General features: G+C 38.3%; 23 protein-coding genes. 17 read left to right on the forward strand and 6 right to left on the reverse strand.

Features of this window, described 5'->3' with window-relative positions; all coding sequences use genetic code 11:
* The first annotated feature begins 62 nt into the window (after positions 1 to 62).
* Entirely contained in the window at positions 63 to 1,070 is a 1,008-nt protein-coding gene (locus VB691_RS11690; protein WP_323291666.1) for a helix-turn-helix domain-containing protein, read from the forward strand.
* 117 nt (positions 1,071 to 1,187) lie between these two features.
* Here VB691_RS11690 and VB691_RS11695 read toward each other — a convergent pair whose 3' ends face one another.
* Positions 1,188 to 1,313: a hypothetical protein gene (locus VB691_RS11695; RefSeq protein WP_323291667.1), complete on the reverse strand. Its 126-nt coding sequence runs from the start codon at positions 1,311 to 1,313 to the stop codon at positions 1,188 to 1,190.
* A 115-nt stretch (positions 1,314 to 1,428) separates the two neighbouring features.
* On the opposite strand from VB691_RS11695, the gene VB691_RS11700 reads away from it, so the two are divergent.
* The 12 genes from VB691_RS11700 (at position 1,429) to VB691_RS11755 (ending at position 11,065) form a co-directional block, all read left to right on the forward strand.
* Positions 1,429 to 1,713: a type II toxin-antitoxin system RelE/ParE family toxin gene (locus VB691_RS11700; RefSeq protein WP_323291668.1), complete on the forward strand. Its 285-nt coding sequence runs from the start codon at positions 1,429 to 1,431 to the stop codon at positions 1,711 to 1,713.
* Between the two features lie 14 nt (positions 1,714 to 1,727).
* Positions 1,728 to 2,042, forward strand: a complete 315-nt coding sequence (locus VB691_RS11705) for a HigA family addiction module antitoxin (RefSeq protein WP_323291669.1) — start codon at positions 1,728 to 1,730, stop codon at positions 2,040 to 2,042.
* 299 nt (positions 2,043 to 2,341) lie between these two features.
* Positions 2,342 to 3,295 carry a polyphosphate kinase 2 family protein gene (locus VB691_RS11710; protein ID WP_323291670.1) on the forward strand — a complete coding sequence of 318 codons (954 nt, stop codon included), beginning with the start codon at positions 2,342 to 2,344 and terminating at the stop codon, positions 3,293 to 3,295.
* A gap of 87 nt (positions 3,296 to 3,382) precedes the next feature.
* Positions 3,383 to 4,954 carry an oleate hydratase gene (locus VB691_RS11715; protein WP_323291671.1) on the forward strand — a complete coding sequence of 524 codons (1,572 nt, stop codon included), beginning with the start codon at positions 3,383 to 3,385 and terminating at the stop codon, positions 4,952 to 4,954.
* 15 nt (positions 4,955 to 4,969) lie between these two features.
* On the forward strand, positions 4,970 to 5,107 hold the full coding sequence (locus VB691_RS11720; protein WP_323291672.1) for a hypothetical protein: 138 nt from the start codon (positions 4,970 to 4,972) through the stop codon (positions 5,105 to 5,107).
* Complete coding sequence (locus VB691_RS11725) at positions 5,104 to 5,919, forward strand: type II CAAX endopeptidase family protein (protein ID WP_323291673.1); 816 nt, start codon at positions 5,104 to 5,106, stop codon at positions 5,917 to 5,919. The genes VB691_RS11720 and VB691_RS11725 overlap by 4 nt, the downstream gene beginning before the upstream one ends.
* 48 nt (positions 5,920 to 5,967) lie before the next feature.
* A complete protein-coding gene (locus VB691_RS11730) occupies positions 5,968 to 6,714 on the forward strand; it encodes a DUF6920 family protein (RefSeq protein ID WP_323291674.1) in 747 nt (248 codons plus the stop codon).
* 141 nt (positions 6,715 to 6,855) lie between these two features.
* Entirely contained in the window at positions 6,856 to 8,328 is a 1,473-nt protein-coding gene (gene zds / locus VB691_RS11735) for a 9,9'-di-cis-zeta-carotene desaturase (RefSeq protein ID WP_323291675.1), read from the forward strand.
* Between the two features lie 57 nt (positions 8,329 to 8,385).
* The gene (locus VB691_RS11740) at positions 8,386 to 8,829 is read left to right on the forward strand and encodes an SRPBCC family protein (protein ID WP_323291676.1); all 444 of its coding nucleotides are present in this window, start codon (positions 8,386 to 8,388) and stop codon (positions 8,827 to 8,829) included.
* Between the two features lie 42 nt (positions 8,830 to 8,871).
* A complete protein-coding gene (locus VB691_RS11745) occupies positions 8,872 to 9,468 on the forward strand; it encodes a Uma2 family endonuclease (protein ID WP_323291677.1) in 597 nt (198 codons plus the stop codon).
* A gap of 187 nt (positions 9,469 to 9,655) precedes the next feature.
* Positions 9,656 to 10,705 carry a Rieske 2Fe-2S domain-containing protein gene (locus VB691_RS11750; protein ID WP_323291678.1) on the forward strand — a complete coding sequence of 350 codons (1,050 nt, stop codon included), beginning with the start codon at positions 9,656 to 9,658 and terminating at the stop codon, positions 10,703 to 10,705.
* A 111-nt stretch (positions 10,706 to 10,816) separates the two neighbouring features.
* Positions 10,817 to 11,065, forward strand: a complete 249-nt coding sequence (locus tag VB691_RS11755; protein ID WP_323291679.1) for a hemolysin XhlA family protein — start codon at positions 10,817 to 10,819, stop codon at positions 11,063 to 11,065.
* A gap of 76 nt (positions 11,066 to 11,141) precedes the next feature.
* Here the strand turns inward: VB691_RS11755 and VB691_RS11760 are convergent, their stop codons facing one another.
* From VB691_RS11760 to VB691_RS11770, 3 genes are all read right to left on the reverse strand, one after another.
* A complete protein-coding gene (locus VB691_RS11760; protein ID WP_323291680.1) occupies positions 11,142 to 11,330 on the reverse strand; it encodes a hypothetical protein in 189 nt (62 codons plus the stop codon).
* The gene (locus tag VB691_RS11765) at positions 11,320 to 11,652 is read right to left on the reverse strand and encodes a type II toxin-antitoxin system RelE/ParE family toxin (RefSeq protein ID WP_323291681.1); all 333 of its coding nucleotides are present in this window, start codon (positions 11,650 to 11,652) and stop codon (positions 11,320 to 11,322) included. The genes VB691_RS11760 and VB691_RS11765 overlap by 11 nt, the downstream gene beginning before the upstream one ends.
* An 84-nt stretch (positions 11,653 to 11,736) precedes the next feature.
* Entirely contained in the window at positions 11,737 to 11,934 is a 198-nt protein-coding gene (locus VB691_RS11770; RefSeq protein WP_323291682.1) for a hypothetical protein, read from the reverse strand.
* Between the two features lie 223 nt (positions 11,935 to 12,157).
* On the opposite strand from VB691_RS11770, the gene VB691_RS11775 reads away from it, so the two are divergent.
* Both VB691_RS11775 and VB691_RS11780 read left to right on the forward strand, forming a co-directional pair.
* On the forward strand, positions 12,158 to 13,207 hold the full coding sequence (locus VB691_RS11775) for a DUF3474 domain-containing protein (RefSeq protein ID WP_323291683.1): 1,050 nt from the start codon (positions 12,158 to 12,160) through the stop codon (positions 13,205 to 13,207).
* Positions 13,208 to 13,226: 19 nt separating this feature from the next.
* Positions 13,227 to 13,445, forward strand: coding sequence for a hypothetical protein (locus tag VB691_RS11780; protein ID WP_323291684.1), 219 nt, complete (start codon positions 13,227 to 13,229; stop codon positions 13,443 to 13,445).
* Between the two features lie 216 nt (positions 13,446 to 13,661).
* On the opposite strand, the gene mutL is transcribed toward VB691_RS11780, so the two are convergent.
* Together mutL and VB691_RS11790 are read right to left on the reverse strand one after the other, a co-directional pair.
* Positions 13,662 to 15,314 (reverse strand): DNA mismatch repair endonuclease MutL, encoded by a 1,653-nt coding sequence (gene mutL / locus VB691_RS11785; protein WP_323291685.1) that lies wholly within the window; start codon positions 15,312 to 15,314, stop codon positions 13,662 to 13,664.
* Between the two features lie 176 nt (positions 15,315 to 15,490).
* Complete coding sequence (locus VB691_RS11790) at positions 15,491 to 16,231, reverse strand: response regulator transcription factor (RefSeq protein WP_323291686.1); 741 nt, start codon at positions 16,229 to 16,231, stop codon at positions 15,491 to 15,493.
* 305 nt (positions 16,232 to 16,536) lie between these two features.
* Between VB691_RS11790 and VB691_RS11795 the strand changes: the two genes are divergently transcribed.
* Together VB691_RS11795 and VB691_RS11800 are read left to right on the forward strand one after the other, a co-directional pair.
* The gene (locus VB691_RS11795) at positions 16,537 to 17,808 is read left to right on the forward strand and encodes a glycosyltransferase (RefSeq protein WP_323291687.1); all 1,272 of its coding nucleotides are present in this window, start codon (positions 16,537 to 16,539) and stop codon (positions 17,806 to 17,808) included.
* Complete coding sequence (locus VB691_RS11800; protein ID WP_323291688.1) at positions 17,808 to 18,677, forward strand: alpha/beta hydrolase; 870 nt, start codon at positions 17,808 to 17,810, stop codon at positions 18,675 to 18,677. The genes VB691_RS11795 and VB691_RS11800 overlap by 1 nt, the downstream gene beginning before the upstream one ends.
* Position 18,678 lies beyond the last annotated feature (1 nt).

Below are 18,678 nucleotides of genomic sequence, written 5' to 3' on the forward strand. Positions count from 1 at the left end.
CGCAAGTTTTGCGATTGATGAGAAAAAAAGTTAGTTTACTTGATAACAAGGAGTTATGTCCAATGTTTCTTTTTGACAACAAAACCAATATTTTGATTGAGTCTAATGAGATCACTTTTAAAAGTGAATATTATTGTGACTTTTTTGACTTTTGTAAGATGCGAGAATTCTTAGAAATGGATGCTTTACAACTCAGTGGGGGGAATTTTGAAGGCTATATTTCAAAGTTAATCACAGAGCAGGTTATGTTAGAGTTGTCTCAACGTAATTGTTTAAATAAGCAGGAGGGACTCATCCATGCCAATATGTGGTTATTTGGGATTCCTGTTCAGGCTAAACGTGTTTTTTTCCAAAATTTGTATCAAGTAGAAAATAATTATATTGGAATTATCCCCCCTAAAAAAGAATTTGAGGTGCTTCAAACCCCTTTTTCTCATCGGTTTCAGCTTTATGTACATGAGGATTATCTCAATCAATCCTGTCAAACTTTAGATTTACCAGAAGCGAAAAACTTTTTAAATTATTCTCAGTGTTCGATACTGACTTGCTCACCTGAAAAAATTCGTAGTTTACAACAATCCTGTCATCAGCTTTATCAACTATCTTTTGACTTAGAATCTCAACAAATAGCCTTGCGAAGAAAAGCAATAAGTCTAAAATTTATCAAACAACAATTAAAAGAAGAAATCGTCAAAAATTTTCTTTTAACTTTAGCAGAAGCCCAAGATGTTAAGCCGAAAAAAAATACTATCAGACGAACCTCTATTTTGAAACAAACAGAAGAAATGATGAAAAATAGTCTGTATTCTGACCTAACCACTTCAGATATTTGTCAAGCATTAGAGGTGAGTCAACGAACCTTAGAATATGTTTTTAAAGACTTTTATCAAATTTCTCCGAAGCAGTATTTCAAACAACTTCGTCTCAATGCTTTACATCAATGTCTTAATCAAAATTATCACCCCCCATTAATTTATGAAATTGCTGAAAAATTAGGCTTTTTTCATCGAGGGCAATTAGCAAGAGATTATCAGAAGCTATTTGGAAAACTTCCTTCAAAAATATTTTAGAGTTGTTTAAAAATTGATTTAGAAAGAACTTCGACAATAATTAAAGGAATAGCGATCGCCGATCTGTCGGTTGGATTAAGGAATGCAACGCACCAAATTGATTATTATTCACCGTACTTATCCGATTTTTGGGGTGTTTATTGATTGTAGGTGGCGATCGCTATTTTTGTGATTCGTGGTTTTTAGGCGATCGTTTTTGGGAGGTGAAGAGGTAAAGTTGCGATCGCTATTACTGTGAGTCATGATTTTTAGGCGATCGCCGATCAATTGTATGTTTTGCAGTATTGTGATCGCTGGTTGATTTTTTGCGAAATTGCGATATAAATGTTATGCTTGACGTAACACATAACGCTTGCCTATGCCTCAAAAATATAAAGACAAACGCACAGCCAAATTTGCTACTGGCGATCGTGTCAAAGAATTTCAGGCATTTGAAAGACAAGCATACAAACGCCTAGAAATCCTAGAAGCCGCACCTAACAAAGAATCTTTAATGGCTTTACCAAGTAACCGTTTTGAGGTATTAGGCGGAGATAGAAAAGGGCAGTACAGCATCCGCATAAATGACAAATGGCGTATTTGTTTTGAGTGGACAGAAACAGAAAATCGCCCATTTAATATCGAAATTGTCGATTATCACTAAAGGAGAAAACAACTATGGCAAGACCTGCAATTCACGCTGGCGAAATCTTATCTGATGAATTAGAAGAACTTGGAATTAGTGCGTCAGAACTAGCGAGATCGCTCCATATACCCACAAATCGGATTACGCAAATTCTCAAAGGGCAAAGAGGTATTACTGCTGACACGGCACTACGTCTAGGACGATGGTTTGGCACTGGTGGAGAACTATGGCTTAATTTGCAAAAAGCCTATGAATTACGCCTAGCCGAAGAGTTAGCAGGAGAAGAAATTCAAAAGACGATTCAACCTCGTTCATCTATAAACAATCAGCCGTTAGTTCAAGTTTAGATAGCTAAATTTTGGGTATGGGGAATGCGATCGCTGGTTGTGAATATTAAAGGGCGATCGCTATTCCTGTGAGTTGTGATTTTTAGGCGATCGCCAATTTCTAACATTACTTTAGTTAATAGACATCAAATTCTCAAAAGGATGACGATTTTTCTGGCGGTAAGTATTAAAGTCTCGAAAATCAACAGAAAGTAAATTTAATCTATTTCTGAAAAAACTATGTTAGAATTTCGATAGCATAGATAAAGATTCTTGATCGCTTACCCCAGATATTAACTTAATATTTGAGAGTTAAAATCATGACCGATAAACATAATCACACTGATTCATCCTTAAACCCATTTCCTATCAAAAAACTTGATGATTTGATTCGTCCTTTTATTGTGCCACCAGAACAGATTTTTGTGCCACAAAAACGGAAAATTTCTCTTGCAAAAGACTATGATCCAGGCTACAAAGCTGATTACCTCAAAAAGTCAAAAGCTAAAGGTCATTTAAAGGAAGGTATTAAGGCGTTAGCTAAATATCAGGATATTCTCTATGCCGAAAACACCCATGCTGTGCTAATCATCTTTCAGGCTATGGATGCGGCTGGTAAAGACAGTACCATTAAACACGTTATGTCGGGTATTAATCCTCAAGGATGTCAGGTGCATAGCTTTAAAGCACCATCTACAAAAGAGTTAAATCATGACTATTTGTGGCGATGTTCTAAGGCTTTACCCGAAAGAGGACGAATTGGCATTTTTAATCGATCTTATTACGAAGAAATATTAGTAACAAGAGTACATCCAGAAATCCTAGAGCAGCGACCGCTCTCTGTTAGTTTAGTTGATAATGATATTTGGAAGCGTCGCTTTGAAGAAATCAACAACTTTGAGAAGCATCTGGTTAATAACGGGACGATCATCCTTAAATTTTTCCTCAATGTATCCAAAGAGGAGCAGAAAGAACGTTTTCTAGAACGGATTAATCGCCCTGAAAAGAATTGGAAATTCTCTGTAAATGATGCGAAAGAGCGTAGCTTTTGGGATGACTATATGAGTGTCTATGAGGATATGTTCAATCACACCAGTACAGAATATGCTCCTTGGTATATTATCCCCGCCGATCACAAATGGTTTACTCGTCTAGTTGTAGCTGGCATCATTTACACCCAGTTAAAGGAACTAAACCTCAAGTATCCAGATGTCAGCGACGAACAATATCAAGAGCTTTTGCAAGCGAAGGCAATACTTGAAAGTAATGAGTAAAGATTGCTGCTTTTTACCTAAAGATCGGGTTTTTAACATCAGATACAAGCTCTAAATTAAACCAAACTCATCGGAGAATTAATTGACATGAATAAGGAATCTAAGGCCTATTTGTTGGGCGGTGGTATCGGCTCATTAGCGGCCGCAGCCTTCATGATTCGAGACGGCGGCATCAGGGGCGAAAATATTTTTATTCTAGAAGCAAAACCCATCCTAGGAGGGAGTTTGGATGGAATAGGAAACCCTGTAGACGGTTATTCGATGCGGGGGGGGCGGATGTTTACGACTGACAATTACGAATGTACTTGGGATCTTTTCAAGTCGATTCCCTCTCTAAATTCACCGGGTAAAACGGTATTTGACGAAACGATGGAGTTTAATGAGCAGCACCAGTCAAATTGTCTGGCGCGTCTGGTGGACAGTCGCAGAGCAATAGTTGCTGTGGGTTCGATGGGCTTTTCCATGCAAAATCGTCGAGAATTGCTGAAACTAAGCCTTGCTGATGAGGATGAATTGGGGGCCAGTTGTATCACAGATTGGCTTTCCCCTGAATTTTTCGAGACAGAATTCTGGTATATGTGGTCTACTACGTTTGCATTCCAGCCCTGGCATAGTGCCATTGAATTTAAGCGTTACTTGCATCGCTTTATGCTTGAATTCTCTCGCATTGAAACCCTCGCGGGGGTTAAGCGAACCATTTATAATCAGTATGATTCTTTAGTTCTGCCGATCCAGAGTTGGCTGGCAGCCCAAGATGTTCATTTTATCCTAGATTCTCAGGTGACGGAGCTTGATCACAACACCGAAAAGGGTAAGTTGGTGGTGACAGGTATTCATTATCAGCAGAATGGTCAAAGTAAAACCCTCCCGGTTAAAGACGGGGATCTTGTTTTTCTGCAAAACGGTTCGATGACCGATGCTTCAAGTTTGGGGTCAATGACGAATGCACCCAAAAAGCTGACCAAACAGGATTGCAAAAGTTGGAGTGTGTGGGAAAAACTGGCGGCGGAAAACCCAGATTTCGGGAATCCTTCGGCTTTTAATAGTAGTATTGCTGAGTCTTGTTGGGAATCTTTCACTGTCACCCTTAAAAATCCCTCATTCTTTGACAAGATCACCAAATTTAGTGGCAACGAACCGGGAACTGGCGGACTCGTAACTTTTAAAGACTCAAATTGGCTCATGTCTATTGTATCAGCATATCAACCCCATTTTGCCAATCAGCCGGCCGATATCCAGGTATTTTGGGGATATGCTCTTTTCCCCGATAAAGTAGGTAATTTTGTTCCTAAACCAATGAGCGACTGCAACGGTCAAGAAATTCTTCAAGAACTCTGCGGTCATTTACGATTCGATCTTGATGTGCTGGAATCGGCTAATTGTATTCCTTGCAGAATGCCCTACATCACCAGTATGTTTATGCCTCGTTTACGGAAGGATCGGCCCTTGCCGATTCCTCATAGCTCGAAAAACCTAGCTTTGATCAGCCAGTTTGTGGAAATTCCTAATGATGTAGTCTTTACGGTTGAGTATTCGGTGCGGGCTGCTCAGATAGCAGTCTATCAATTTCTAAGTATAGATCACCAGATTCCTCCCATCTCGGCTCATGACAAATCACTGCGAGTGGAGTTTGAGGCTTTGATCAAAGCGTTTAATTGAGTAAGGATGAAATCGATGAAATGGCCACAATTAATTCTGGCTTTTGGGGGGAATGTGACGGTATCCCCTAATGCCAGCGTTTTGGATACTGCGATCGCTTTTGACGGAGATGTCATACTTAAAAAAGAACTTCATTTAACAATAAAAACATGAAACCAAAGAGGCGATCGCTAAAGCAAATCGGACTTTTTCTACTTTACACTTTTTCTATAACATGGTTATGCTGGCTAATTATTATCATCGGGAATAGATATTTTAATGCTCTTTGGTATGGTGAGCCTTTATTTTGGATACCGAACTTAATTGGTGGGTTGGGTCCAGCAATTAGTTCTTATATTATTTATCGACAGTTCAAGGAAGATTTTTGTGAAGAATCTTTTGTTGGGTTTGTCTTTGGTAAAAAACTAGATAGAAAAGTGTGGCTGATATTTGGATTATTCTCATTCTGGCGTTTATTTATGATTTGGATTTCTTTTGGAATCAAGAATCCTATATCCATTCTCTCTCTGGTTATTAATTTACCACTCCTTATAATTGGAGGTGGATTAGAAGAATTAGGTTGGCGTGGGATTTTGCAACCTAAATTAGAAAAGGTAGTTAATTATTTACCTTCTGTCCTTATTGTGGGAATTATATGGAGTATATGGCATTTGCCATTATGGTTTATCAAAGGGACAGTTCAAACTTCATTCCCATTTGGATTGTATCTATTTTCAGTAATAATTGTAAGTTCAAGCTTTACAACTCTATATAAATACACAAATAACTTATTTTTCTGTATATTAAGTCATGCCTGGTTTAATGGATGTATTGGGTTAGCTTTATATATAGGTAATAATGGAGCCTTGCAGCTAAATTTGAATTGGAAAGTAATTATAGTTTTCTCCTTTGAGCTAATAGTATCTGTCATTTTGGGAATAGCATATACTCGTAAGAAATACCTTCTGTTTAACACCAGAAAATAGATAAATGATCTAGATTTGTCTTCTGAATTTAAAATACTAGAGGCAATAATGACTAAACAAATTTCTCTCAATACGCTTTGGAATTCAGCCATATCTAAAGATCGTGTATTCCACTCTTATGAATTTTCTCACCTACCAGAAACAGCAAGACAGTATCTCGAACACGCGATCGCTCCTGGAACCGCGATCGCTTCTGCGGTTCGATTACTTATGCACGGCGAGATAAAATTAAAGAAATGGATTCCCTTCAAAGCAGAGCAAGTCATTTGCTGGGAACGTGGGCTGATTTGGAGTGCTACGGCATGGCTGAACGGTTTCCCAATTTGGGGATCAGATCGCATCATAGACGGCGTAGGGGCTATGCAGTGGAAGCTTTTAGGGCTATTTCCAGTTATGACGGCGACTGGTTCTGATATTACCCTGTCTACTGTTGGTCGTCTCCAGACAGAATCAACGTTATTGCCGTCTGTTTTCTGTGGTGATGATGTCTCATGGACAAAAATGGATTCATCGCACCTACATTCGAGTTTTGTCGTGCAGGGCGAGAGAGGGGAACTTGATTTAACCCTTGATCAAACAGGTCGGCTCAATACTCTTAAATTACCACGGTGGGGCAATCCAGAAGGTGCTGAGTTTCATTATCTGGACTTCGGTGGCATTGTAGAGGGGGAAGGCACATTTTGCGGCTACACCATTCCGACTCGTCTACGCATTGGGTGGTACTTTGGCACTGAGCGATTTGAGTCGGAGGGTGAGTTTTTCCGAGTCACCATTGATGACGCAATCTATCGGTGATCGCCTCTTTAATTAAGTTTTGGCCGTTTAAATGAGTTTTGCTTCTTGACAAAATTTACAAAGTATGATCCAGTAAATCACCAGGAGAGATTGTTCCTTGTCTATTACAATATGTAAAGAAAATGAGACAAGGAAGATAGAATGCGAGTTGCGATCGTTGGTGCAGGTTTAGCAGGAATGGCCACAGCTATCGAGTTAGTAGATGCAGGGTGCGAAGTGGAAATCTTTGAATCTCGTCCCTTTGTAGGCGGAAAAGTCGGTAGTTGGGTGGATAATGACGGTAATCACATCGAAATGGGGTTGCACGTCTTTTTTGGTTGTTATTATAATCTTTTTGCCCTGATGGAAAAAGTCGGGGCGATCGATAATTTACGCTTAAAGGAACATACTCACATTTTTATTAATCGTGGGGGTAAAGTAGGAGAATTAGATTTTCGCTTCCTCACCGGTGCGCCATTTCATGGCTTAAAAGCCTTTTTTACCACCTCTCAACTGTCTACTATTGATAAAATGGCTAATTCTTTGGCATTAGGGACAAGTCCTATTGTTCGAGGGTTAATTGACTTTGAAGGGGCCATGAAAACCATCCGCGATCTTGATTCTATCAGTTTTGCTGATTGGTTTAGGAATCATGGGGGAAATGATGGCAGTTTGCAAAAAATGTGGAACCCCATCGCTTATGCGTTAGGGTTTATTGATACGGAAAATATTTCTGCCCGTTGTATGTTGACAATTTTCCTATTTTTTGCTACCAAAACAGAAGCATCTATCTTAAGAATGTTAGAGGGTTCTCCCCATGAATATCTCCATAAACCAATTGTTAATTATTTAGAAAGTCGTGGGGTGAAAATTCATACAAGGCGACGAGTTAGAGAGATTTTATATCAAGAAACTGGGGATAAAACTGAAGTAAATGGCATAATTGTGGCTGAGGGAGAAAGAGAAGAAACTATTACCGCAGATGCTTATGTTTGTGCTTGTGATGTACCAGGAATTCAGCGATTAATTCCCGATGGTTGGCGTAAATGGGCGACCTTCGATAACATTTATAAATTAGAAGCTGTTCCGGTGGCAACGGTACAATTGCGCTTTGATGGTTGGGTCACAGAATTACAAGATGAAGCGAAACGGAAGCAATTAAAAGAAGCAGCAGGAATTGATAATTTATTGTATACTGCGGATGCTGATTTTTCCTGTTTTTCTGATTTAGCCTTAAGTAGTCCTGGGAATTATTACAAAGAAGGACAGGGATCGCTTTTACAATTAGTTTTAACTCCTGGTGATCCATTTATTAAAGCCAAAAATGAGGATATTGCTAACCATGTTTTAAAACAAGTTCAGGAACTTTTTCCATCATCACGGGAACTAAATATGACCTGGTATAGTGTGGTAAAATTAGCTCAATCTCTCTATCGAGAAGCCCCAGGAATGGACGTTTATCGCCCTTCTCAAGCAACCCCGATCGCTAATTTCTTCTTAGCAGGAAGTTACACCCAACAGGATTATATTGATAGTATGGAAGGAGCAACCATTTCAGGGAAACAAGCGGCTAAAGTGATCTTAGCGCAAGCTGAAAATCTGAAAACTTCCCCCCAAGTTTCAACAATTCGCTAAAATACTAAGATGGTGGGCAATGCCCACCCTACCCTATCATAATAACTCGGTAATAATATGTCTAATTGGTTAGAACATAGCGTACAAATTGAAGTTGATGCTCCCATAGATTTAGTTTGGAGTTTATGGTCAGATCTTGAACAAATGCCTAAATGGATGAAATGGATTGATTCTGTTCAAATATTAGAGGAAAATCCCGAATTATCCCGTTGGAAATTAGCCAGTAGTGGCTTTGAATTTACTTGGTTATCGAAGATTTTAAAAGTAACTCCTAACCAAATTATACAATGGGAATCTGTTGATGGATTACCGAATCGTGGGGCAATTCGCTTTTATGATCGACAAGGTAGTAGTATTGTTCGTTTAAGTGTTGCTTATGGTATTCCAGGGTGGTTAGGTAAGTTAATGGACAATTTATTTTTAGGGAGAATTGTTGAGTCAACTATTATGGCAGACTTAGAAAGATTTAGGGATTATGCTATGAAAGCAAAACAACAGTAAAGGATTATTTGTTAATAGATAATAACCAAGGAGACAGAGAAAATGCTAGTGGAAACTGAGAAAAAATATTACACTCCAGAAGAATATTTGAAATTAGAAGAAACTGCTGAATATAAAAACGAATATCATAATGGAGAAATTATACCAATGGTAGGTGGAACAACGAATCATAACAAAATTTGTTTGAATTTTTGCCGACAATTTCCTTTAACTATTAATAATCAAGATTATGACATTTATATGGAGGGAGTACGTTTATGGTTATCTGAACATAATTTTTATACCTATCCTGATGTCATGGTAATTAAAGGCGAACCGATTTATCATGGAAAGGGAACTTCAAATATAATCAATCCTCAAGTTATTATTGAAGTGTTATCAAAATCAACGAAAGGTTATGATCGAGGAGATAAATTTCAATATTATCGTTCTCTTCCCACTTTTCAAGAATATATTTTAATTGAGCAATATAGTTATTCCGTAGACCAATATGTTAAGAAATCAGAAAATGAATGGTCATTAAACTTTTATACAGGAGAAAATGCTATTTTAAAATTTGCCTCTGTTGAGTGGGAAATTTCCTTACAGGATTTATATAAACGAGTGAATTTTGAATTATTAGACCAAGAAGAAAGTTAAGAATTTATCCGAGATATCGTAAATGTCCCCTTTTCCCCTGGGATGAGGACATAATGGTATTATGTCCCTACAATCAATTGTGGTAGGGGTTAAACCCCGTTAAATCCTGTATGATCTGACCTTAGTTGACTTGGCACAAAATCCAAGCCAACGCCGTCAACAGCCTTGAAAGGAGGAAAACTGCTGCATGACAACCCTATTGCGTAACTGTTGGTATGTCGCCTTACCTAGCCAACAACTGAAACCAGGTAAAATGGTACATAAAAAGATGCTTGGTGAACCCGTTTTAGTTGGACGGCGTAAAGATGGGGAAGTGTTTGCCATGCGCGATATTTGCCCCCATCGAGGCATTCCCCTACAATATGGATGGATGGATGGGGATGACGTATGTTGTCGTTATCATGGTTGGCAATTTAGTACCAATGACGGACGTTGTAGCGTAATTCCTTCCTTAACAGAATATGATGACTTAGATATTAGTCGCATTCGGGTTCCGACTTATCCCTGTCGAGAAGTTCAAGGTAATATTTGGGTTTATTTTGCGGAAGACACCAAAAAAGAAATTGACCCCGCAACTATTCCCCCAGTACCGACTATTCCTGATTTTGGTAAAGTTGAGCCAGGAATCTCGGAAATTATCCATTTTGATTGTCATATAGATCATGCCATCATTGGATTAATGGACCCGGCCCACGGCCCCTATATCCATAGTTCTTGGTGGTGGCGTAGTGGCCGCCGTAAGTTTACGGTAAAAGAGAAGAATTATGAACCTGTACCCCAAGGGTTTCGTCTTGTTCCTTATGATATGCCCGTCAGTGCGCGTCCTTATAAGATTTTAGGCAATAAAGTCTCGATTGAAATTGTCTTTGAGTTGCCCAGTGTACGAACAGAAATTTTAAGAGGCGATCGCTATTCTGCTTGTTTATTAACGACTATTACCCCCATTGATGAAACCCAATGTGAGGCGTTTCAAAGTATGTATTGGACGATTCCTTGGATGGGTGCATTCAAACCTTTATTAAGCTTTTTAACTCGTAAATTTCTCTATCAAGATCGGGATGTGGTCATTCAACAACAAGAAGGGTTGATGTACGATCCTGCTTTAATGTTAATTGATGATGCGGATACTCAAGCAAAATGGTATTTTCGTCTAAAACAAGAATATCAAAAAGCTCAAGCAGAAAATCGACCTTTTAAAAATCCGGTTGAACCTACAATATTACGGTGGAGAAGTTAATATTAAATCATTGTGTAGGGTTGGTTAGGTGGTGATAAGCTATGCAGCTAATTTGTTAATTAATTATCCACCGTAACCCACCATAAAATTTATCTAATAGGAGTTTAAGCTATGAGTCAAACCCCCATCACAGTAACTTACTCTTTAGAGGAAATTTTAAAGCAGATCAACGAAAAGTTAGAGAAACTTAATACCATTGAAGTGGAACTGGCAGAAATCAAGACAGAAGTAAAAAACCTCAAAGAAGATGTCAAGGAACTCAAAGGGTCAACTAGAGCGCAAATTTGGACTCTTATAGGCATTTTACTAACAGCAGTTGGTGGTTTTGTGCTGAGGTTCTTTTTTTCAGGTAATCCTTAACCTAATATCACTTAATTTTGATTATAGTCTGCGATCGCCCCTTGCTTGTCTCCTAAGTTTTTCTTGTTATAGCCAGTCAGGGCAATACTGTTTCTTGAGGCGGTTTCATTTCTATATACTCATCAATCTGTGTTTGAGTAAGTTTGGCATCTTGGCGTTCCTGTAAAATTTGGTGCAAGCGTTCAAATTCAGTACCCAATGCTTCATATTCAGCTTTCACTTCTGGTTTTTGCAGTGCAGTTTTTTTCAATTCATCATGAGTCATTTCTTAAAACCTCTTTCAATCTTCGTTTAGCTATTTCTAGTTCCTTTTTGGGTGTCTTCTGCGATTTTTTGATAAAGACATGAAGCATAACGATCCGTCTTTGAACAATGGTACAATAAAAAACTCTGGCGATCCCTTCTTTCCCTTTGACACGCAACTCAAAAAGTCCTTCTGTCATAGCGCGGGTATGAGGTATACCAAGATTCGGCCCGAACTCTATCATTAAATCAGTTAGCCTTAAATATCGAGCAAGCAGACCAGATGGTAAATTGAGGACTGATTCCTCGATAACTTCATTGTAATACTCAATCCTCCATACCATGAGATTTAATTTTTTTTGTACGTAGTTCTTGTAATTTAGGGATTGTAGTTTGGCGAATAGTCATGAGAATAAACTTCTCCAAAATCATTTTTCAAGTTTTTTGATATTTTCGAGGGCTTTAAGGTACCATTCCATATTGTTTTGCTGCGAGTAAAGTTGTGCTGCTTGATTGTAGTCAGCGATCGCACCTTGCTTGTCTCCTGATTGCCATTTGTCATAACCAAGATTAAACCACTCCTCGGCAGTCAATTGTAAAGATTTTGGGTTTAACTCTGGCTTCACTTGGGTAATGCCCCACTCTAAATTTTGACAAGTATTTTACTTTGGTCAAGCATTTTGTACTGCTTGATTAGTCCAAGAAAGGCGTGATTGTTCTGACTTTAACAAAATTATATATTAGATTTAGCTTAAAAAGCGTCAGTCCTTAATGTAATATAATGAACCAGGTTAAGAAAAATTAAGCCTTTTTCCTCAAACACTCTTTAAACAGGAGATCCAGAACCGAATGCAGCAACCTATGATTGCGGATAAGCCGCAACCCAAAGTCGTTGACCTTCCTTTTACCTTACAAGATGTCAAAGAAGCAATTCCCCCCCATTGTTTTGAATCTTCTCCTCTGAAGTCCCTCTCTTATTTTGTTTGGGACATTTTTATTGTTTGTGTCCTTTATGCGATCGCCCATAGTTTAGATTCTTGGTTTTTTTGGCCCATCTTTTGGGTGATGCAAGGAACCATGTTTTGGGCATTATTTGTAGTCGGACATGATTGCGGCCATGGTTCATTTTCTCGCTACAAATGGTTAAATAATCTGATCGGACATTTATCCCATACTCCCATTTTAGTTCCCTTTCATGGTTGGCGTATTAGTCACCGTACCCATCATAAAAATACGGGAAATATTGACACCGATGAAAGTTGGTATCCTATTACTGAAGCCAAATATAATGAGATGGGATGGTTAGAAAAATTCGCCCGTTTTAAACTGGTTTTATTTGTTTATCCTCTCTACTTGTTTAAGCGTTCCCCTGGGCGAAAAGGTAGTCATTTTGACCCTAATAGTGATTTATTCCGTCCCTCCGAAAAATGGGATATTCTCACCAGTACCTTCTGCTTAATTGGTATGGTTGGGTTATTAGGATTTTTGACCTATCAATGGGGCTTTTTATGGTTGCTTAAATACTATCTTGGCCCATACATTGTCTTTGTAATGTGGTTAGATTTAGTGACCTTTTTACACCATAGTGATCCTGATATTCCTTGGTATCGTGGTCAAGATTGGTATTTCTTGAAAGGTGCTTTATCTACGGTTGATCATGATTATGGGTTGATCAATGATATTCATCATAATATCGGAACCCATGTGGCTCATCATATCTTTTTAACCATGCCTCATTATCACTTAAAAGAAGCGACAGAAGCCATTAAACCGATTTTAGGAGACTATTATCGTAAGTCGGATCGCTCCATTGTTGATGCCTTTATTCGGGGCTATGACAATTGTCATGTTGTCCCTGATGATGGTGGCAAAGTTTATTATGAACCTCGGCAGTTTTAGTTGAATTTCGGTTAACCCCATGGTCTATCCTCCTGCTTTAGTGAGTCACAATAAAATAGTAGGAAGTTGGATATCTAATATTGATGTTTATCATCCTGACTCTGTGGTAGGGGGACAAGAAATATGGGGTTTACCGAAAGAAATGGCAGAGTTTAGTTGGCAAGATAATCAAGTGATTGCTTGCCTGAATAATCAGATATTATGTCAATTGAAGACGAATATTAATTGTTACCTGTAGGGGTTTAACACCGTTAAACCCTAATCCTCATATTAAACCCGACAATGTTAAACCCTGATACCAAAGATAACGGGCATGGCGATAATAAGTTAATGGTTTTAAGAGTAAGATTACTAATGCTATGCCCCCGCCCTCTATTTATCATAATAAAATATGCAATTCTGTCAATCTTCTCATTTGAGAGAGAAGTAATTATTAATTATTAATTATTCATTATTAAATGCCATGACTTTTCCCAATTACCCAATGACGACGAAAAAAGCGAGACAAAGAAGATTCTTCCAAAGATAAATAAATTGGCCTACCATGAGGACAAGTGCGAGGATTACGGGTTTTTTTCCAACTATCTAAAAGGTCTTGCATTTCAGCTAAATTTAAAGGTGTACCGTTACGAATGGCACTCCGACAAGCAGTGGCAACTTGGGCAGTTTCTAAATCTCCTCCTAAACTTAATTCTAGCAAAGCTGCTGAACAATCCTCCCGTTGTGATAAAATTTGAGGAACCGTCCTTACTGTCCACATTTGTTCCCCAAATAAGTCAATTTCTAAGCCTATGCGTTGTAATTGTTCCACTTGAGATTGAGATAATTGGGTTAAAATAATCGGAGTTTCTACAGTAATTAATTGCCAATAATCTTGTAATTTTTCATATAAAACCCTTTCATGGGCAATATGTTGCTCAACTAACCATAAACCACTGGAATGCTCTGCTACAATATAAGTCTGATTAACTTGGCCCACCGCCCGTAATTCAAAAATATCTAATTCATTCTTTTTTTCTGAGTTAACTAGATAACTTCCCTTTTCTTCTGATGCTTTCAGTAACTTTTTTACCCGTTGATTTTGTGCCGGAGTTTCTAATGTAACAGCAGATAATCTTAAAGTTTGTTCAATAACGTCTGTTACCGTTTCTCGCCAAAAATCAAGAGACTGTAAATAAATTTCCGTTTTGGCCGGATGACGATTCCAGTCAATTTGATTAGGTGATATTTTTAAGTGAAGAAAACAGACAGGAAAACGATCTTTCGGTAAAGTACGACTAAAAGCAGCCAAAATAGTTTGTTCTAACTGCGGCGATCGCACAACACGGCCATTCACTCCTACCTTAACCCAATCAGGACGACCCCGTGAGGTGCGATCGGGTAATCCTAACACCACCTCAATCGTACCTTGCGCCTCTATCTCTTGGCTAAGATACTGTAAATCATGAAAATGAACCCGCTTAAGTAATTGGGGTAAAATCTGCTGTGGTGTCTTGCCTGGACTAATATTAAACCAAGATTGATCATTTTGTTGAACCTGCCAAGTAATATGAGGATGACACAGGGCCAGGTTTTCAATAATGCCCTGAATTGCCCTTAACTGCTGCGAGAAGGCAGGTAAACCTTGACGACGGATGGGAATGCGCCCAAACAAATTAAACACTGTAATAATAGTTCCTGGGGCAATAGGTGCAGTTTCTTCTGTTTTAGCTTCCCCATCAAGATCATAGCGAAGACACCAACCAATCTCATCGTGATCAGCGCGACGACTCATCACTTCCAACTCAGCGACTTGGGTAATACTATGTAACGCTTCCCCACGAAACCCTAAGCTAGTAATTTTCCAAAGATCATCAATATCACAAATTTTGCTCGTACTGTGAGGTTTTGCACAGTTACGCAAATCTTCTAAAGACATCCCACAGCCATTATCTGCAACCTTTACCTGCCAAATTTCAGGGTTTAGGGAGATCACCAAACGAGTTGCCCCCGCATCAAGGGAATTTTCTACTAATTCTCTAACCACAGCAGCAAAAGAGTCAATGACTTCGCCAGCGGCAATTAAATTAATGAGATGAGGAGAAAGAGGTTGAATGGGGGGTGACATGAAGGGAAGTCGATACTTTTCCTATGTTCTCACAATTGGATTCACCATGTTAAGGGTTTTGTCCTCAATAGTGCATTGAGTGACCTGTTTTTTCGGCGAATTTCGGCAATAATGCCCCCCACTTCCACTTTTAGATAGAGACGGTTAAACCCTATCTCCCTAATATCGGGAACCATTTAAACAACAGCGACATCAGGAGTCATAATTAGCTGTTCACTGCTAGGCAATTCTAAACAGTAACCAGCACCATAAACCGTTTTAATGTAACAGGGATGTCTGGGATCTGGTTCCAATTTAGTCCGTAAATGGCGAATATGAACCCGAATGGTTTCAATATCGTCATCAGGATCGTAACCCCACACTTCTTTAAGAATTTCGCTAGGGGAAACCGTTTGTCCATGACGTTGCAGTAAGCAGTGTAATAACTCAAATTCTAAATGAGTTAACTTGACTGTTCGATCAAACCAGATGGCCTCAAATCGTTCAGGAATTAGGGTTAAGGGGCCATAATTCAAGATTTCAGAATGTTTAGCAGCTTGAGGTATGCGATCAGTCCGTCGGAGTAAGGCCCGTACTCTGGCTAACATTTCCTCGACTTCAAAGGGTTTGGTGAGGTAATCATCGGCCCCCGCATTGAAACCTTCTACCTTGTCTTTGGTTTGTCCTAGGGCCGATAACATCAGCACAGGAATATCAGAGGTACGATCATCTCTGCGAAGTCGTTGACAGACAGTAAACCCATCTACTTTGGGCAACATCAGGTCAAGCATGATTAAATCGGGCTGTAATTGGACGGCTAAGGCCTGTCCTTTAATTCCGTCCTCCGCTTGGTTTATGTCATAACCCGCCATCTCTAGATTGATAGCGACGAGTTCTGAAATTGCGGCATCATCATCGATTACGAGTATTCGCGGCATTGCAACAAATTGATAACTAAATGTAAACGTTTACGAAGAAGTATGTTCGGATGATAAAGAATCCTGTCCCGATTATAAGCATGATTTTTAAAATGGTTGTAAATTTGTTAAATTTTCCAGATAAAATATTGGGTGCAAGGGCTTTAATGTTAAGGTTTATTACAGAAATTCAAGCTATTTTAAGGACGATGGGAGGTAAGTACAGGATTAAGAAAGGTTTAATTTGGAAGAAAATATGATCAAACCTGATTTTATAGTATTTTTTCAGCATTTTTTGGCTATCTAGTAGATTTTAATACAGTAATATGGCTCATTTTGGACTAATCTGCCCAGTAGAAACCGGACACCTCAATACCATGCTGCCTTTGGGAAAAGAATTAAAACGGCGTGGTCATCAGGTAACTTTTTTTGGCATTGTGGACGCTGAGGCAAAAATTAAGACCGCAGGGTTAGAATTTCAGGGCATTGGAGAGAAAGCCTTTCCTTTGGGGTCTACGGAAGCAGGTTTTGCTGAACTTGCTAAACTCAGCGGCATTCCTGCCTTACTTTATACAATGAATTGGTTTCGGGGGTTAGCAGAGACTTTTTTACAAGAAGCCCCGACTATTATTAAATCAGCTAACATCGATGCTTTATTAGTGGATCAAATTTCTCCTGAAGGGGGAACAATTGCAGAATTTTTGAATATTCCTTTTATTACGGTTTGTTCTGCTTTACCTTTTAATCAAGAATCGGGTATTCCTCCTTTTTTTACTACTTGGCAATATAATTCCGTTTGGTGGGCCCGTCTTCGTAATCAAATTATTTATACTTTAGCAAATCCCTTTGGACAATCTTTAAAACAATTAAGAGCGAAATATAGAAAAAAGTGGAAATTACCCCCCGAATCTTCCGTTGATTCTCCTTGGGCTATTTTATCTCATGAACCGATTGAGTTTGAATTTCCTAGGGAAAAGTTGCCCCAATGGTTTCATTTTACTGGCCCTTATCATACCAGTATGGAACGTCCGATGATTCCCTTTCCTTGGGATAAATTAACGGGACAGCCTTTGATTTATGCGTCAATGGGAACCTTACAAAATGGCATGATTGATGTATTTGAAAAAATCGCTCAAGCTTGTGTAGGCTTAGAGGCTCAATTAGTGATATCTTTAGGAGGAAAAAATAAGTTTGAATCCTTACCAAAATTACCAGGTAATCCTCTAATTGTGGAATATGCACCCCAATTAGAATTATTGCAAAAAGCGGCGTTAAATATTACTCACGCGGGCATGAATACAACCTTAGAATCTTTAACTTATGGGGTTCCAATGGTGGCTATTCCTGTTACTAATGATCAATCAGGAATTGCGGCCCGTATTGCTTGGACTGGAACAGGGGAACTAATTCCTTTATCTAAGTTAACTGTTCCTAAACTTCGCATTATGATTGAAAAGGTACTTACTGAAGATACTTATCGAAATAATGCGTTAAGATTACAAAAGGCGATTGATCAGGCCGGAGGTGTTAAGCTGGCAGTTGATATTATAGAAAAAGTCGTTTCGACTAAACAACCTGTCTTAAATACAATGTTTTAATGATGAAAAAAGAAACAATTCAACTCGGAAAATATCAAGCAGCTTATACCAGTATTGGTCAAGGAATTCCAGTGATTTTATTACATGGATTTTTTGGTGATGGTTCAACACTTAACCCGATTATTCAAGAATTAAAAGATGATTATCATTGTCTTGGCTTAGATTTATTAGGTTTTGGTGATTCTTCTAAACCTAAAATCAATTATTTGATTGAGCATCAAGTTAGCTTTTTACGGGAATTTATTCAAGCCAAAAACTTAAAAGAATTTTATCTAATTGGCTATTCTTATGGTGCTTGGGTAGCTGCTGCTTATGCTATTTCTCAAACAAAACTATCTTCGGTTAATAATTTAACTATTGATAAATCTGAAAATATTGCTTTAGTAAGCCATGAAAAATATCATTTTAAAAAAATGGTTTTAATAGCTCCTGCGGGTATTCGAGATGATAAATTTGTCGGCAGATATAATCATCTTAAACCCTTACTCTGGGAAAGTCCCTTAGTTGATTTTAGTTTAAATATAATTGCTCCTATTGCTAAGTTAATTGGGCAAAAAAAGCAATTTAATTTTATTAGAGAAGTTCGTCAATCTTTAATCAATCAACCTGTTGCTAAAGCCATGCTTACTAATCGTTTAAAACCAGAAGATGCGGTTGATACTGTTGATAAAAATATTCATAAAATCAATATTCCTACTGTAGTCATTGCTGGTGAACAAGATCAAACTATTCCCCTTTGGCATTCCCAAACCTATGCTAATAATATTCCTCAAGCTGCTTTAGAAGTTATTCCTGAAGCTGATCATAATTTAGTTCATACTCACAGTAAAAAAATTGGACAATTAATTAAACAATATTGGCAAAAATAAG

The organism is Crocosphaera sp. XPORK-15E, from assembly GCF_034931425.1.
Classification (GTDB): domain Bacteria; phylum Cyanobacteriota; class Cyanobacteriia; order Cyanobacteriales; family Microcystaceae; genus UHCC-0190.

Excerpts from the sequence above, each read along its gene's own strand:
- VB691_RS11690 (WP_323291666.1), top strand. The coding sequence starts at position 63 with ATGTTTCTTTTTGACAACAAAACCAATATTTTGATTGAGTCTAATGAG.
- VB691_RS11695 (WP_323291667.1), bottom strand. The coding sequence starts at position 1,313 with ATGACTCACAGTAATAGCGATCGCAACTTTACCTCTTCACCTCCCAAA.
- VB691_RS11700 (WP_323291668.1), top strand. The coding sequence starts at position 1,429 with ATGCCTCAAAAATATAAAGACAAACGCACAGCCAAATTTGCTACTGGC.
- VB691_RS11705 (WP_323291669.1), top strand. The coding sequence starts at position 1,728 with ATGGCAAGACCTGCAATTCACGCTGGCGAAATCTTATCTGATGAATTA.
- VB691_RS11710 (WP_323291670.1), top strand. The coding sequence starts at position 2,342 with ATGACCGATAAACATAATCACACTGATTCATCCTTAAACCCATTTCCT.
- VB691_RS11715 (WP_323291671.1), top strand. The coding sequence starts at position 3,383 with ATGAATAAGGAATCTAAGGCCTATTTGTTGGGCGGTGGTATCGGCTCA.
- VB691_RS11720 (WP_323291672.1), top strand. The coding sequence starts at position 4,970 with ATGAAATGGCCACAATTAATTCTGGCTTTTGGGGGGAATGTGACGGTA.
- VB691_RS11725 (WP_323291673.1), top strand. The coding sequence starts at position 5,104 with ATGAAACCAAAGAGGCGATCGCTAAAGCAAATCGGACTTTTTCTACTT.
- VB691_RS11730 (WP_323291674.1), top strand. The coding sequence starts at position 5,968 with ATGACTAAACAAATTTCTCTCAATACGCTTTGGAATTCAGCCATATCT.
- zds (WP_323291675.1), top strand. The coding sequence starts at position 6,856 with ATGCGAGTTGCGATCGTTGGTGCAGGTTTAGCAGGAATGGCCACAGCT.
- VB691_RS11740 (WP_323291676.1), top strand. The coding sequence starts at position 8,386 with ATGTCTAATTGGTTAGAACATAGCGTACAAATTGAAGTTGATGCTCCC.
- VB691_RS11745 (WP_323291677.1), top strand. The coding sequence starts at position 8,872 with ATGCTAGTGGAAACTGAGAAAAAATATTACACTCCAGAAGAATATTTG.
- VB691_RS11750 (WP_323291678.1), top strand. The coding sequence starts at position 9,656 with ATGACAACCCTATTGCGTAACTGTTGGTATGTCGCCTTACCTAGCCAA.
- VB691_RS11755 (WP_323291679.1), top strand. The coding sequence starts at position 10,817 with ATGAGTCAAACCCCCATCACAGTAACTTACTCTTTAGAGGAAATTTTA.
- VB691_RS11760 (WP_323291680.1), bottom strand. The coding sequence starts at position 11,330 with ATGACTCATGATGAATTGAAAAAAACTGCACTGCAAAAACCAGAAGTG.
- VB691_RS11765 (WP_323291681.1), bottom strand. The coding sequence starts at position 11,652 with ATGGTATGGAGGATTGAGTATTACAATGAAGTTATCGAGGAATCAGTC.
- VB691_RS11775 (WP_323291683.1), top strand. The coding sequence starts at position 12,158 with ATGCAGCAACCTATGATTGCGGATAAGCCGCAACCCAAAGTCGTTGAC.
- VB691_RS11780 (WP_323291684.1), top strand. The coding sequence starts at position 13,227 with ATGGTCTATCCTCCTGCTTTAGTGAGTCACAATAAAATAGTAGGAAGT.
- mutL (WP_323291685.1), bottom strand. The coding sequence starts at position 15,314 with ATGTCACCCCCCATTCAACCTCTTTCTCCTCATCTCATTAATTTAATT.
- VB691_RS11790 (WP_323291686.1), bottom strand. The coding sequence starts at position 16,231 with ATGCCGCGAATACTCGTAATCGATGATGATGCCGCAATTTCAGAACTC.
- VB691_RS11795 (WP_323291687.1), top strand. The coding sequence starts at position 16,537 with ATGGCTCATTTTGGACTAATCTGCCCAGTAGAAACCGGACACCTCAAT.
- VB691_RS11800 (WP_323291688.1), top strand. The coding sequence starts at position 17,808 with ATGATGAAAAAAGAAACAATTCAACTCGGAAAATATCAAGCAGCTTAT.